Here is a 14,614-nt window from a genome sequence, read left to right as displayed (position 1 = left end):
GAAAACTTACCTTTGTATAAGAGTAAACTATAAACGCAAGCTTTGATTATAAAAACAAAAGCTTCATTTTTATAAATACAAGTTGCGTTTATAAAAACAAAACTTGCATTTACAGTTTATATTTAACGAAAAGGAACTTTGCTATTAGAAGAAAGAGAGTTTACTCTTAATACAAAAGAACTTATCTATTAATACTTTAAACAACAGATAGTATAGTATGGCACGATACATTATGGATGAGATGCCCGACATCCAAAAAACAGGCAAAAGAATTACTTATCCTAAATTTGCGCGGATAGATAATGCAAGTATAAAAGAGCTGGCACAACGGGTGGGCGACGTGAGTGGTTTCAGCGCAGGAGATATAAAAGGCGTACTGCTTCAGACAGCCATTGAAATGGCACGTCTGATGGCAGAAGGACGTTCGGTAAAGATAGACGGAATAGGGACATTTACTCCGTCACTTACTTTGGGCAGAGACAAGGAACGGGAAGAAGTGGAAGGCGGAAAACATCGTAACGCACAGAGTATCTTTATAAAAGGCGTAAATTTCCGGGTAGACAGAACAATGGTCAGAAACATTAGTGAAAGATGCCGACTGGAACGAGCACCCTGGAAGCGAAAACGTTCCTCAGAAAAATTTACACCGGAACAACGGCTGGCATTAGCAATAAAGTATCTCGACGAACATCCTTTCCTTACCGTTCTGGACTATCGCAGACTAACAGGATTACTTCAAACCGCAGCTACCAATGAACTGAGACAGTGGGGACACGAACCTGATTCCGGAATAGAAATCACAGGTAGAGGAGCACACAGAGTATATATAAAGAGGAAAACAGTAGAAGAGGGACAATAAAAGTATGAGAAATACCTTAAAAGGGTATGAGAAATAACCATTTTAAGAGCCAATTTACTTGAAAATGATGAGAAATGCATTTCTTCAAAAGTATTTCTCATACAATAATCTATTGATTACAGGTGAGTTACAGCAAAACTATGAGAATATGAGAAATGATTTTTTCTTCTCTGGGAGCGAGCACTGAATTTCTGAATTCAGCTAAGGCTGACCTTACAGGCTTTTGCTGTGATGTCCCGCAAACCGCATAAAGACTTGGGACAGCCCTCCCTCCTGCCCTTGCAGTTGCACAAAGTTAAATTCGCGCTGCATAGGCATTTCCTTAATCTCAATCACACGCAAATTGCCGGCAACAAGTTCTTTGTGTACAGAACGGATAGAGACAATCCCCATACAATCAGCATGTTCGATAAAAAGTTTGATGCTTTCCGTACTGCCGAGATACATCATTACATTCAAAGAAGACAGTTTCAGATTATGTTGCGACAAAGCACGCTCGAATACATCCAGCGTCCCCGATCCTCTTTCACGCAGGACTAATGGAATGTTCAACAAGTCTTCCGGAGATATCTCATCCTGAATATCCAGTTTGGTATGCGCACGCACTACTGCCACAAGTTCATCTTGCAGGAATGAGGTATATTTTAAGTTAGGCAGGCGGAAGATACCTTCCACCAGACCTAAATCTATCCGGTGTTCCTGCAAAGCAATTTCCACTCCCCGCGAATTTCCATTGATTAGGGAAAGGTTGACTTGTGGAAATTTAGCAATGAAGCTTCCCAATAAAGGGGGAAGGACATATTGGGCAATCGTAGTACTGGCGCCCAGTTTCAATTCGCCAATATACTCGTTGTGCAGCAAATGCATTTCATATTCCAGTTGCTTGTAATCATCCAAAATCTTCTCACTATGCTTCAACAGCAATTCGCCGGCATCGGTCAGCGAGATTTTACTTCCCTGACGCTCAAATAAACGAGCCTGGTAATAAGTCTCCAATTCCTGGATATGCTTGGTGATAGCAGGTTGGCTGACAAATAGTTCTTGCGAAGCCTTTGTAAAACTCAAGTTCTTCGCCACACTCTGAAATACTTTTAAACGAAAATCGGACATGAAGCTAAATTTCAAGTATTAGGTATTAGATAATAAGTATCAGACAGAGGTTCTATTAAAGTTCATCAGCTTTAATCCCCAATGCCTGCATAATGGGAAAAGCCAGCATATCCCATTTATATGCCAACGGGACATCCGGTTCGTCCATCCGGAACTGAATAACTTCCTTTCCCTTTATTTCACTCAGCGCGTCAGTCACTTTCTTTCCGTATTCTTCATTGAAAGAAATCACAATCATTCTTTTCACATCAGCCGAATCGACAACGATAGACAACAAATCCAAAAACAAATCTTCTCTCGACACCATTCCCTCCGAAGGAACACTCGCGAATGAATATTCACCATAAGGACTTTGAAAAGCAACTCCATTCAGTTCCTTCTCCAAATCGGAAGGCTGGCAGTGAACAAGTCGCCCTGACTCCTTATCGTAAACAAAAAGAAACTGCACTTCATTTTTTCCTTCCGTAATCCCTGCATCCAAAGTCAGACAGGTGGTCAGTATCGAAAGGTCTATCTCTTGTAAAGAACGTTGCAAAGTCTTTTCAAAGTATCCTTTCATATCTGTAATTACAAAGTTCAGAAAAGCCGCATCAATCAGCACTACTGTTTCGGACAGTTTTATTTGAGGTTTATCGTTCATATATTAATTATCATCCTCCTATCAGATTACTTTTTATTTTGAGACAAAGATAAACAGAATATTTGAAAGGTCAGGCAGAATGACACAAGATAGTTTCGAATAAGGATTTTAAGGCAAAACATGGAATTTAAGAAATATCCGAATTGGAAAAAGAAAAAATAAGGATTCGGGATATTTCATCAAAAAGTTGCATTACCTTTGTACAATTAATAAACCACTCAATTAAAATACAAAATGACTAAGAAACAAAACAAAACTCCGATAGACTTCGGTAAAGTAGTCAGAGAAGCGTTAGAGATGTTCACTCCCCAAGAGCAACAAGAGTTATTAAATCTTTTCCTAAACGATGGAATACAAGACTGTTACCGGCAATTAGAAGACATCTATTGCTACCAACAGCCTGATTATGCGCAAGAAGCCAAGCCCATCGCCCCTTTTCTGAAAAGGCTTTGGGATATGAAAAATTATGAAGATTATATAATAGAGGAACTACAGATGGATTGCGCATCAGTGCCTGTAGACGAACTTGAAAAAGAAGTGCGTAATTTCATCTTGAATTTATTCATTAATTTCAAGGAAAATGCCGAGGATGAAGAAGACAAGATATTGAAGTTGTTATATATTTATTGGATAATGGAACATTATCAAATGGAATCAAGCTTGGAAATAGTCCTGGAAATTATGCGACAAAGCCCCACTTTCTTGAGTTACTACTGTTCCATACCCGACAATATCACTCCTATCATTTTATACCAACTCGGAAAAAACCAGTTACCCGTATTACTTGACTTTATAAAAGAGCCCCAAACCCTTTTCATCGGCAAAGAGAATATTTGTAGTGCCGTCGCTCAAATTGCCATATCCAGCCCTGAAAGAAGGTTGGAAGTGACCAAATGGTTCTGCCAAGTACTGAACTACTATTACGACCACTTGGATGATGCGGAAAAAAACAATGTCTCTATCATAGACTATATAGCACACCTGTTAAAAAATATACGCGCAGTAGAAACATTACCTATATTGGAGAAAATTTATAAGCGTTATGAAATTCCCACTATATTAGTAAAAGGAGGTATTAAAGAACTGAAAAAAGAAATGCCTCATGCTGAACAATCGGAAAGTTTGGATTTTGAGACTATAGAAGACCTTATAGGCGTAGTATACAATGACGAATGGGACGACGAAAACTTTGACGAGGACTTCGATGATGAGTTTGATGAGGACTTTGATGATGAGTTTGACGATGAGGATTCTTTTTACATTGAGACAATAACTCCCAAAAAACTCAAATTGAAAATCACTTTGACAGATTCCTCACCGGAAGTATGGCGTACTCTCGAAGTTCCTTCAAACATCCGTTTGGAAAGTTTTGCAGAAGTCATAGAAGTTGCTATGGGTTGGGAAGGGTACCATCTGCACCTATTTCGAAAAGGAAAAAATATATATTTGCCCGATTACGAAAAAGACGACAACTTTTTACGGGAAGACAAGATTGAAAAGAGTTCTTCTGCCACCTCATTAGGAGAGGTTCTGCCAAAGAAAGGCTCACGGATAGAGTATGAATATGACTTCGGCGACAGTTGGATGCACACAATCACCCTGGAATCACAGGAAGCTTATAAAAAAGACGACATCCGTAGTATCATCCTCATAGATGGAGCCAATGCTTGTCCACCCGAAGATTGCGGAGGGATATGGGGGTATCGCAGAATATTAGAAGCCTTAGAACATCCACGCACTAAAGCCGCACGCGAATACCGGGAATGGTTGGGAAAGGATTTCAATCCCCAAAAATTCAATATAAAGAAAGCAAAAAAAGAGATGAACGATTTTCCGATAGCAATCTCTGAATAATTATTTCTCCGCAGGATAACATACCATATTATATACGGTTGTTATTCTGATTATATACGGTTGTTATTCTGATTATATACGGTTGTTATTCTGCGAAGTATTTTGTAAATTCGTCAGTTCTTATCGAATAAAGAAGGTCATTTTGTCCTTTAACTCCTTAATAATCATGTTATTTTGTCATATTTTTCTACTTGGCAAATCTTTTGCGCCCTTTTAGGTGTTATTAAGAACATGAAATAAGAAAGGAGAACAACGATATGAATTTTAACAATTTTACTATCAAATCCCAAGAAGCGGTACAGGAAGCCGTAAACCTGGTAAGAAGCCGGGGGCAACAGGCTATCGAGCCTGCCCATATCATGCAGGGAGTTATGAAAGTAGGCGAGAATGTCACCAACTTCATTTTCCAAAAGCTTGGTATGAACGGGCAGCAAGTAGCTCTTGTTGTCGACAAGCAAATTGATTCACTGCCGAAAGTGTCCGGTGGAGAGCCGTACCTGAGCCGCGAATCCAATGAAGTATTGCAAAAGGCAACGCAGTATTCCAAAGAAATGGGCGATGAATTCGTTTCATTGGAACATATTATACTGGCATTGTTGACCGTAAGGAGCACCGTATCTACCATCCTGAAGGATGCAGGTATGACGGAAAAGGAATTGCGAAATGCTATCAGCGAATTGAGGAAAGGAGAAAAAGTAACATCACAGTCAAGTGAAGATACTTATCAGTCACTGGAAAAGTATGCTATCAATCTGAACGAAGCTGCCCGTAGCGGCAAACTGGATCCTGTAATCGGCCGTGACGAAGAAATACGCCGGGTACTTCAGATATTGAGTCGCCGTACAAAGAATAATCCGATTCTGATTGGTGAACCGGGTACAGGTAAGACAGCTATCGTAGAAGGTCTGGCACATCGTATCCTCCGTGGAGATGTACCCGAAAACCTGAAAAACAAACAAGTGTATTCACTAGATATGGGTGCATTGGTGGCAGGTGCAAAGTATAAAGGTGAGTTTGAGGAACGTTTGAAATCTGTCGTTAATGAAGTGAAGAAATCAGAAGGTGACATTATTCTGTTCATTGACGAAATCCACACATTGGTAGGAGCCGGAAAAGGCGAAGGCGCTATGGACGCAGCCAACATTCTGAAACCGGCTTTAGCTCGTGGAGAACTGCGTTCTATCGGTGCTACAACTCTGGACGAGTATCAAAAATACTTCGAGAAAGATAAAGCATTGGAACGTCGTTTCCAAATCGTGCAAGTGGATGAGCCGGATAATCTGAGTACGATCTCTATCCTTCGCGGGTTAAAGGAGCGCTACGAAAATCATCACCATGTGCGTATTAAGGACGATGCTATTATTGCTGCCGTGGAGTTGAGCAGCCGTTATATCACAGACCGTTTCCTGCCGGATAAGGCGATTGATTTAATGGACGAAGCTGCCGCCAAACTACGTATGGAAGTAGACTCCGTGCCGGAAGAACTGGATGAGATTTCCCGTAAAATCAAGCAGTTGGAAATTGAGCGCGAAGCTATCAAACGTGAAAATGACAAGCCGAAACTGGAAATCATCGGCAAAGAGCTCGCTGAACTTAAAGAACAAGAAAAGTCCTTCAAAGCCAAATGGCAAAGCGAAAAAACGTTGATGGACAAGATTCAGCAGAATAAAGTAGAAATAGAGAACTTGAAGTTCGAGGCTGAAAAGGCTGAACGTGAAGGCGACTATGGGAAAGTGGCCGAAATCCGTTACGGCAAACTTCAGGCTTTGGACAAGGAAATAGAAGATACCCAGCAGAAACTTCGTGGGATGCAGGGTGACAAAGCCATGATAAAAGAGGAAGTAGATGCGGAAGATATCGCAGATGTCGTATCTCGTTGGACAGGTATTCCCGTCAGCAAGATGATGCAGAGCGAAAAAGACAAGTTACTACATCTGGAGGAAGAACTTCATCAACGGGTTATCGGTCAGGATGAAGCGATTGAAGCGGTTGCAGATGCTGTACGCCGTAGCCGTGCCGGATTACAAGATCCCAAACGTCCGATTGGTTCGTTTATCTTCCTCGGAACTACTGGTGTGGGTAAGACGGAACTGGCAAAGGCGTTGGCTGAGTTTCTGTTTGATGACGAAACGATGATGACCCGTATTGATATGAGCGAGTATCAGGAGAAGCACAGCGTTTCACGTTTGGTTGGAGCGCCTCCGGGATATGTAGGATACGATGAAGGCGGTCAGTTGACAGAAGCTATCCGACGGAAACCTTATTCTGTTGTGCTGTTTGACGAGATAGAAAAAGCTCATCCGGATGTTTTCAATATCCTGTTGCAGGTATTGGATGATGGACGATTGACTGATAATAAAGGAAGAGTGGTTAACTTCAAAAACACAATCATCATTATGACTTCAAATATGGGTAGTTCATATATACAAAGTCAGATGGAAAAACTGAACGGTTCCAATAAGGAAGAAGTAATCGAAGAAACGAAGAAAGAAGTGACGAATATGCTGAAAAAGACCATTCGTCCTGAATTTCTGAATCGTATTGATGAAACGATCATGTTCTTGCCGTTGACGGAAAAAGAAATCAAGCAGATCGTACTCTTACAGATTAAGAGTGTACAAAAAATGCTTGCAGAGAATGGCGTGGAACTGGAAATGACTGAAGCCGCATTGAATTTCTTATCCCAGGTGGGTTATGATCCTGAATTTGGAGCGCGCCCGGTAAAAAGAGCTATCCAACGCTACTTGCTGAACGACTTGTCCAAGAAACTGCTTGCCCAGGAAGTAAACCGAAGCAAAGCGATCATTGTCGACGCAGGCGGCGATGGACTGGTATTCAGAAATTAAATATCACCAAGCTAAATGAAAAAAAGTCGGCAGGCCTTCATCAGACCTGCCGACTTTTATATTTCTGTATATACCACTCTCCGAACTTCAGGCTGACAGTTCGGATGACTCATCACTAAAACATAAGTACCCTGTTTGGGAATTGTTATAGTAAGTGAAGGTAACGCAAACTGATGCCTCCCTCTTAACTCACCTTGAGAATCATACAAGAACACCATTGTACCTACCAGCAAACCAGTCAGGCATAATGCTCCTGCTTCTTTGTCCAAATGGACATTCACTTCTTTATTTGTTATCGTCTCCATCCCCATACACAACACTTTTGTTCTCACTATTATATTTATCCACGCCCAAATTCCGTGAAATTATTAACAATGGCAAAGATACATAAAAAAGCATCATTATTTACAATATAAGTAGAAGATATTTATTTAAAGAAAAGATTACCCAATATATACTAATTTTTTCCTTAACAAACAAGCATTTATATAAAAGAAAAACATGATAACCACTCAGTGATTATCATGTTCTTTTAATCTCTTCAAACAGGCTACATCAATTATTCTCCTGCAGATGCCTCTTCTTCTTTAGCTTCCTCCGGTTTAAATTCCGTAATTCCATTAGAAATCAACAGATTATACCAAGTAATCAACTTCTTGATATCTGCTATATATACGCGGTCACGATCAAAGTTCGGCAATACTTCCGCCAAATATTCACGCAACTGCTCAGGTGTAGCTTTCTTTGGTTCAATGGAAGCCGTTGCCGATTGCTCTTTCTCCTTAATTGCTTCCAGTACATCGTACAAAGGAACTTCTGCGTCGTCTGTGTACATTGCTATATCTGCCAATGAAATAATTTTTTCATTACCATAAGCGGGGAAACGTTTCTTCTCAGCATTGATTGATTCGACAATCAACATATTTTTTCCTTGCGAAATAAGTTTGTACAATCCCGGTTTGCCGGAGATAGACAAGATAGTCTTCAACATAGTATATATACTTTTGTTTATTAATTATTTTTTGCGGGGCAAAGGTAATGATTATTTTTAGATAGCAAAGAAATAAGCTCTAAAACCTGTGGAATTAACGGTGTTTCATCATCATTCACAATCACAAAATCAGCATGACTCCTCTTAGCCTCATCGCTCATCTGAGCCTCGATACGTCTCATCACCAGTTCTCTTGATGAACAATCGCGCTTTATGGCACGCTCCACCCTTATTTCCAACGGCGCATAAACCACAACCAGAAAATCGACTTCATCCTTAAAACCGGCTTCAATAAGAATGGCTGATTCCATGCCAACCAATGGTTTATTCTCCTGCCGGACACTCCAGTGGCGAAAATCTTCCTTCACTTGCGGATGAATGATTCCGTTCACTTCTTTTACATGCTCCGGATGACCGAACATATAAGATGCCAGCAAAGGACGGTTCAGTTCTCCATTCTGAAACACCTCCCGACCGACCAAGGCACAAAGCTCCCGCCGAATCACTTCATTGGTATTCGTGATACGCTTCGCTTCTATATCAGAAATATAAACAGGAATTCCCATTATTTCCAGCAACCTTGAAACTACACTTTTCCCGCTGCCGATGCCTCCGGTTATACCAATCTTAATCGCCATTAGAGGATACTTGTTCTATCAAAAAATCAACTTGTTCGGGCACAATACGTATTTGATTGATGCCGCTCGGAAATGATTTCAACTTGACCGTATATTTATCAGAGCCTAATTTAAGCAATTCCTCATAAGAAACATTAATCACAAAATCGCTCGCTTTTATACTGCGGAAACGCTTCAGCCCTACCTGAAAAGTAATCTGAACTTTTGAAGGAAAAGCACGCAATACTTTATCCGCCGGAAAATTAATCCCATACAACGGAACTTCCACTGTTTTCTCCGTATATATATCCACCGGAAACGTCACTTCAACCGAACCCGGCACAAACTTCACTCCTCTTTCCGAAGCCAAAGAAATTCTCCGGCGAGTGGTATCCGATATATTCTCCAGATTTATCTTCTGAGTATAAGCAGTGGTTATCGTATCCAAAATCCCCTCCGGAGCATAGACCAATACAGAGTCAGGACTGCAAATCGTATCTGACACATAATATTGAAGTCCGGCAGTCACTTTTCCTTGAAGGCGGACAGGTACTAATTTGGATTTCCCTTCGGAATAAATATAATCCAATGTATCGGGTTTAATAGAAAGAATCTTGGAAGACACATTCAACTGACTCAATATCTTTTTCTCAAAATCAGATGCATAAATCTTCACATGATTATTCTTTCCTTTATAATCAAGAAAACTCAGATTTACCGGAAAGAAACTTTTTCCCAGCATATAATTAAGGAGAACAGTACCTTTATCCTTCACCCTGACACGAAGTTCGGAAGGAGGTTCCGAAGTCAGCACTACGTTATTGGGAAGGTCTTTAATCCGCACCGGAATAGAAAATTCCGCCTCATAATCATTATTCAATGTCTGAAGCAACCAAAATCCACCGGCTATCAGGAAGAAAAATAAAAAAATTAAGAACTCCCTGCTCTTATCACTGAGCAGAAAATCCTTAATTCTCTTAGATAGTTTTAAATACGTATACCTTATTTTCCTACGATCAAACATAGGCATTTCCTTACCAACTATTTACTTAGATTGATTGCTAGCCGCTGAAGCGTCTGCAAAAATAGAATTCTTATCTATTTTAATCTTCACGTTAGAAGCAATCTCAAGCACGATATAGTCGTCTGTAATTTCTTTGATTACTCCGTGAATACCACCGGCAGTAATCACATTCTGATTTACCTGCAGAGATTTACGGAAATTAGCGATTTCTTTTTGCTTCTTATTTTGAGGACGGATCATAAAGAAATACATGATAACAAACATTGCTATCAGCATGATCCACATCATACTTCCACCTCCGGCAGCACCAGCTGGAGCTTGCAATAATACAGTCAATACGTTCATAAATAATCAGTTTTAGTTTCTATTATATATACAAAGGTATCAGTTTTTGGCCAACTTACCTTCTTTTTTCAATTGATTAACTATTCCATCCAATGTTCCGTTGATAAAGCTACCGCTCTTGGCCGTGCTATATAACTTCGCAATTTCCACATATTCATTTAACGAAACACTGACCGGAATGTTCGGGAAACTTAAAATTTCTGCCAATGCCGTCTGCATAATAATAACATCCATAAATGCAATACGGTCCAAATCCCAGTTTTTTGTATTCTCACTTACCAAGTGGCGGTAATAGTCGGAATTCAGAATAGTACGCCGGAACAGACGACGCGCGAATTCCTGGTCTTCGTCATCCTTAAATTCAGGAAGCAGTTCCTGGTTTGCACCCTTCTTCTCGTCAAAGCGTTTGATTGTCTTCAATACGAATGTATCTACAATTTCCTTATCATCATTCCAATACAAACTCTGATCTTCCAATACTTGATCGAGAGAATCATTATTAAAGATATATGTCTTATAGATTTTTCTCCATAATTCACGGTCTGCCTCATACGATTTGTCATCAGAAGCCATATACTCTTTATAGATATCGGTTTCCACAATTTTCTCGTAGAGCTCTTTTACGAAATCCTGGTCGTTCACCCAAGTTCTCTTCTGATTGGCTATAAACTCGGACAATTGCTTATTGACTTCCAACTGGGCAATAAACTTATTGTCCACAAACTTCGTGTTGGGATATAACTCTTTGGCTGTGGGTGCCAGTTTGGCTTTTGCCGCGTCAATGCGCTTTTGTGCATACTCTGTCAATGCTATCATCAGCATTAGCAAATAGTTGTAAAGGTCATACGCCTTTGAAAGACTAAAGAATAACTCTTTCTCCGCTGAGTCTAGATTTTTGCTGCCATTCTGATAATAGGCATATACTATCTGTATAATCTTAAGACGAATAAGAACTCTGTTGATCATAATTCAATTTAATACTGTTGTTATCGAACTGCAAAAGTAGATATTTTTAGCGAGTTTCCACAAATAAATCACATTTTTTAATGCAGTATTTCATTCTCTGCGCTTTTTCTTTTGACAGTTTAAAAAAAATATCCAATTTTGAAGCCGATTATAAACAGATCGTAAGACATGGAAGATTTAAAAAAGAAAATGAGCGCAGACATGAATGACAAAGAGATTGTATTCTCCAAGTCTATCAAAGCAGGTAAACGCATCTACTACCTCGACGTAAAAAAGAATCGTAAAGATGAGATGTTCCTGGCTATTACAGAGAGTAAGAAAGTGATAACGGGAGAAGGTGATGATTCTCAGGTTAGTTTCGAGAAGCACAAAATCTTCTTATATCAAGAAGACTTCCAAAAGTTTATGGATGGACTGACAGAAGCTATCGGCTTTATCAGCCAGGCCCCCATGAACAACTACACCGGTCGCCTGAACCAGAAAACAGACGGAGAAAGGGAGCAAAAAGTTGCCGAAGAAGTACAAGAGGACAATTTAGAGAGCGAAATCAAGATTGACATCGATTTTTAAGAAAGTAAATCTTTGATTATTCAAAAAAAAGACGTACTTTTGCACCGCTTTTTTGCAACATCGTGTGATAATCCACATCGTGTGATGGTGAATTAAGCAAACTAACTTAATTTAGAGTAACACATTTTTTTAAAGAAATGAAATCAATTGAAGTAAAAGGAACTGCAAGAACTATTGCAGAACGCTCTTCAGAACAAGCAAGAGCTTTGAAAGAAATCCGTAAGAACGGTGGTGTACCTTGCGTACTTTACGGTGGTAATGAAGTTGTTCACTTCACTGTAACCAACGAAGGTCTTCGTAATCTGGTTTATACTCCGCACATCTACGTAGTAGACCTGGATATCGATGGTAAAAAAGTAAACGCTATCTTGAAAGACATTCAGTTCCACCCGGTAAAAGATACTATCCTGCACGTTGACTTCTATCAGATTGATGAAGCCAAACCTATCGTAATGGAAGTTCCTGTACAGTTGGAAGGTCTTGCTGAAGGTGTTAAGGCCGGTGGTAAATTGGCATTGCAGATGCGTAAGCTCAAAGTGAAAGCTCTGTACAATGTAATTCCTGAAAAACTGACTGTTAACGTTTCTCACCTGGGACTGGGTAAGACTGTTAAAGTTGGCGAACTGAGCTTCGAAGGTCTTGAACTGATCAATGCTAAAGAAGCCGTTGTATGTGCTGTTAAGTTGACTCGTGCAGCAAGAGGTGCAGCAGCAGCCGCTGGCAAGTAATCTGAGATTATCCCTCACTAGTGTCCCGTTAAAATCGGGACGAGTTATTAATTAATCAAATAATCCCGGAATAAGGGGATTAAATTGTTCTTTGACATCATTGAAATTAGTCTTATTAAACAGCTCTTGTAAAGGCGTTTTATCTGTTAATGAGATGCTAAGAATCTGCAAGACCTCATAAGTTGAACGATTCAGTTGCATATCATATTGGACAATAGCTACTAAACAATAGGTGATGATAGCAACACTAATCTGTATTCGAACCGCATTCTCGGTAGTACCCCAGAACCTTTTTATCTTAAGGTGTTGTTTCAGCCATTTGAAGAAAAGTTCCACGAACCATCTTTTCTTATAAAGATTGGCAACATCAAGTGCAGATATGTGTTTGGCATTCGTCAGGAATGTGAATTCACGATCATCCTCTTCATCATAGAAACGGATGACTCTGAATGATTCAGGATACTTCTTTTCAGAAGTGTACCCTATCAGTTTCACTTCCGCATCTGAAAGGATATTCTTCGGCATTCTACGCTTCCATTTACAGAACTTGCATTTCAGATTAGACTTCGCTCTGACTACAAAGAAAGAACCTGTAAGATGAATCCGATAAAGTTCTTTAAACGAGTCATACGCTCTGTCAAATATATAATAAGCATTTGGCTCATAATTAATTGCGGACATTTCTGTTGAATCATGCCTGGATGCTGTAGTTACTGTATAAAAGGCTGGAAGTTGTGCTTCTATGTCATAAAGGACATGAGCCTTAACTCCACCTTTTTTCTTACGGAACTTCGCCCAAGGGAATGTAGCCAAACATAAAGGAATCGTAGTGGAATCAAACGCATACTTCCTTCCTGGAATATCCAAGATGTGAGTCGATCGTTTTTCACATGCTTCCTTCATCATATAGAAAGCAAAATCTTCGAAGATTCTGTAATCCCGATTCTGATTGGCAGATGCAAGCGTAGTTTTGGCAATGGGCTCACGACCCAATCCCAAATGATAACGCTTTCCTTGATGTGCTTCCAAAGCTACAATCAAGTCACGAAGACTTTCACGATTACTGAGTTGACCGAACATCATTGCAAGTAACTGACTCCAGCAAGTGAAATGTTTCACATAACGATTGCCATCATACTTGTCTACAAGTCTTCTGAACTTATCATTGTTCAAGAATTCTACTAACTGAGCGAAAACATATTTATCTTGGTTCATTTGAGGTCACCTTAATTGACCTCAAAGGTATGATTTCAAATCGTCGCGCCTAAAAAGTAGTATCTAATAGACTATATTTCAATTATTTCAAAGAACTATTTATCCACTTTTACGGGACAGTAATGATTATCCCTGTAAAAAGAGATATACTGCAAACGCAGATTAATGCAGATTAAAGCAGATATTCAGTCTGCATTAATTTGTATTAATCTGCGTTTCTCTTTCTATATTAACGAACTGTTTTACCGAAAAGCAATGATAAAATATTTAATTGTCGGATTGGGAAATATTGGCCCTGAGTATCACGAAACCCGGCATAATATCGGATTCATGACGGTAGAAGCATTGGCCAGAACCAATAATGCGCCTCCTTTCATCGACGGACGCTATGGATTCACCACCAGCTTCTCTGTCAAAGGACGACAGTTGACACTACTTAAACCGTCGACTTTTATGAACCTGAGCGGATTGGCTGTCCGTTACTGGATGCAGAAAGAAAACATTCCATTGGAGAACGTATTGATTGTAGTGGATGACTTGGCTCTTCCCTTCGGTACGTTACGCTTGAAAGGCAAAGGAAGTGATGCCGGACATAATGGATTGAAGCATATCGCCGCCACCTTAGGTACTCAAAACTATGCCCGTCTGCGTTTTGGCATCGGAAACGATTTTCCACGCGGCGGACAGATTGATTATGTACTCGGACACTTCACCGATGAAGACTGGAAAACCATGAGCGAAAGACTGGAAACGGCAGGAGAGATTATCAAGAGTTTCTGCCTGGCCGGCATCGACATCACGATGAACCAATTCAACAAGAAATGAAGATAGTGGTTAATGATTAGTGAT

General features: G+C 39.9%; 15 protein-coding genes. 6 read left to right on the top strand and 9 right to left on the bottom strand.

All coding sequences use genetic code 11. The features are described 5' to 3' along the window. The first annotated feature begins 217 nt into the window (after nucleotides 1-217). Complete coding sequence (locus tag ACGHVY_RS02980; RefSeq protein ID WP_390597024.1) at nucleotides 218-859, top strand: HU family DNA-binding protein; 642 nt, start codon at nucleotides 218-220, stop codon at nucleotides 857-859. 213 nt (nucleotides 860-1,072) lie between these two features. On the opposite strand, the gene ACGHVY_RS02975 is transcribed toward ACGHVY_RS02980, so the two are convergent. Together ACGHVY_RS02975 and ACGHVY_RS02970 are read right to left on the bottom strand one after the other, a co-directional pair. Further along, nucleotides 1,073-1,969 (bottom strand): LysR family transcriptional regulator, encoded by an 897-nt coding sequence (locus ACGHVY_RS02975; protein WP_308746382.1) that lies wholly within the window; start codon nucleotides 1,967-1,969, stop codon nucleotides 1,073-1,075. 55 nt (nucleotides 1,970-2,024) lie between these two features. Then, nucleotides 2,025-2,609, bottom strand: a complete 585-nt coding sequence (locus ACGHVY_RS02970) for a DUF6621 family protein (protein WP_390597022.1) — start codon at nucleotides 2,607-2,609, stop codon at nucleotides 2,025-2,027. Nucleotides 2,610-2,843: 234 nt separating this feature from the next. Here ACGHVY_RS02970 and ACGHVY_RS02965 point away from each other — a divergent pair, with 234 nt between their 5' ends. Both ACGHVY_RS02965 and clpB read left to right on the top strand, forming a co-directional pair. Beyond that, complete coding sequence (locus ACGHVY_RS02965) at nucleotides 2,844-4,463, top strand: plasmid pRiA4b ORF-3 family protein (protein WP_390597020.1); 1,620 nt, start codon at nucleotides 2,844-2,846, stop codon at nucleotides 4,461-4,463. 257 nt (nucleotides 4,464-4,720) lie between these two features. Next, the gene (gene clpB, locus ACGHVY_RS02960; RefSeq protein WP_390597018.1) at nucleotides 4,721-7,309 is read left to right on the top strand and encodes an ATP-dependent chaperone ClpB; all 2,589 of its coding nucleotides are present in this window, start codon (nucleotides 4,721-4,723) and stop codon (nucleotides 7,307-7,309) included. Nucleotides 7,310-7,365: 56 nt separating this feature from the next. On the opposite strand, the gene ACGHVY_RS02955 is transcribed toward clpB, so the two are convergent. From ACGHVY_RS02955 to nusB, 6 genes are all read right to left on the bottom strand, one after another. Then, complete coding sequence (locus tag ACGHVY_RS02955) at nucleotides 7,366-7,614, bottom strand: hypothetical protein (protein WP_308746394.1); 249 nt, start codon at nucleotides 7,612-7,614, stop codon at nucleotides 7,366-7,368. A 254-nt stretch (nucleotides 7,615-7,868) separates the two neighbouring features. Further along, nucleotides 7,869-8,300, bottom strand: coding sequence for a DUF5606 domain-containing protein (locus tag ACGHVY_RS02950; RefSeq protein WP_308746377.1), 432 nt, complete (start codon nucleotides 8,298-8,300; stop codon nucleotides 7,869-7,871). Nucleotides 8,301-8,320: 20 nt separating this feature from the next. Continuing rightward, nucleotides 8,321-8,938 carry a dephospho-CoA kinase gene (gene coaE / locus ACGHVY_RS02945; RefSeq protein WP_390597016.1) on the bottom strand — a complete coding sequence of 206 codons (618 nt, stop codon included), beginning with the start codon at nucleotides 8,936-8,938 and terminating at the stop codon, nucleotides 8,321-8,323. Continuing rightward, nucleotides 8,928-9,941, bottom strand: a complete 1,014-nt coding sequence (locus ACGHVY_RS02940; RefSeq protein WP_308746375.1) for a YbbR-like domain-containing protein — start codon at nucleotides 9,939-9,941, stop codon at nucleotides 8,928-8,930. Before ACGHVY_RS02940 ends, coaE begins: the two co-directional genes overlap by 11 nt. 21 nt (nucleotides 9,942-9,962) lie before the next feature. After that, nucleotides 9,963-10,286 (bottom strand): preprotein translocase subunit YajC, encoded by a 324-nt coding sequence (yajC, locus tag ACGHVY_RS02935; protein WP_308746374.1) that lies wholly within the window; start codon nucleotides 10,284-10,286, stop codon nucleotides 9,963-9,965. A 39-nt stretch (nucleotides 10,287-10,325) separates the two neighbouring features. Then, complete coding sequence (gene nusB / locus ACGHVY_RS02930; RefSeq protein ID WP_308746373.1) at nucleotides 10,326-11,252, bottom strand: transcription antitermination factor NusB; 927 nt, start codon at nucleotides 11,250-11,252, stop codon at nucleotides 10,326-10,328. A gap of 168 nt (nucleotides 11,253-11,420) precedes the next feature. Between nusB and ACGHVY_RS02925 the strand changes: the two genes are divergently transcribed. Both ACGHVY_RS02925 and ACGHVY_RS02920 read left to right on the top strand, forming a co-directional pair. Then, complete coding sequence (locus ACGHVY_RS02925; protein ID WP_308746372.1) at nucleotides 11,421-11,822, top strand: PUR family DNA/RNA-binding protein; 402 nt, start codon at nucleotides 11,421-11,423, stop codon at nucleotides 11,820-11,822. Nucleotides 11,823-11,959: 137 nt separating this feature from the next. Further along, complete coding sequence (locus ACGHVY_RS02920; protein WP_390597013.1) at nucleotides 11,960-12,550, top strand: 50S ribosomal protein L25/general stress protein Ctc; 591 nt, start codon at nucleotides 11,960-11,962, stop codon at nucleotides 12,548-12,550. Nucleotides 12,551-12,601: 51 nt separating this feature from the next. Here the strand turns inward: ACGHVY_RS02920 and ACGHVY_RS02915 are convergent, their stop codons facing one another. After that, entirely contained in the window at nucleotides 12,602-13,765 is a 1,164-nt protein-coding gene (locus ACGHVY_RS02915) for an IS4 family transposase (RefSeq protein WP_002561845.1), read from the bottom strand. Nucleotides 13,766-14,023: 258 nt separating this feature from the next. On the opposite strand from ACGHVY_RS02915, the gene pth reads away from it, so the two are divergent. Then, nucleotides 14,024-14,590, top strand: a complete 567-nt coding sequence (pth, locus tag ACGHVY_RS02910; RefSeq protein WP_308746393.1) for an aminoacyl-tRNA hydrolase — start codon at nucleotides 14,024-14,026, stop codon at nucleotides 14,588-14,590. Nucleotides 14,591-14,614: the final 24 nt, after the last annotated feature.

It is taken from the genome of Bacteroides sp. f07 (genome assembly GCF_042854785.1).
GTDB lineage: Bacteria > Bacteroidota > Bacteroidia > Bacteroidales > Bacteroidaceae > Bacteroides.
Note: the sequence above shows the minus strand (reverse complement) of the source record. Positions and strands in the feature narration are given on the sequence as shown.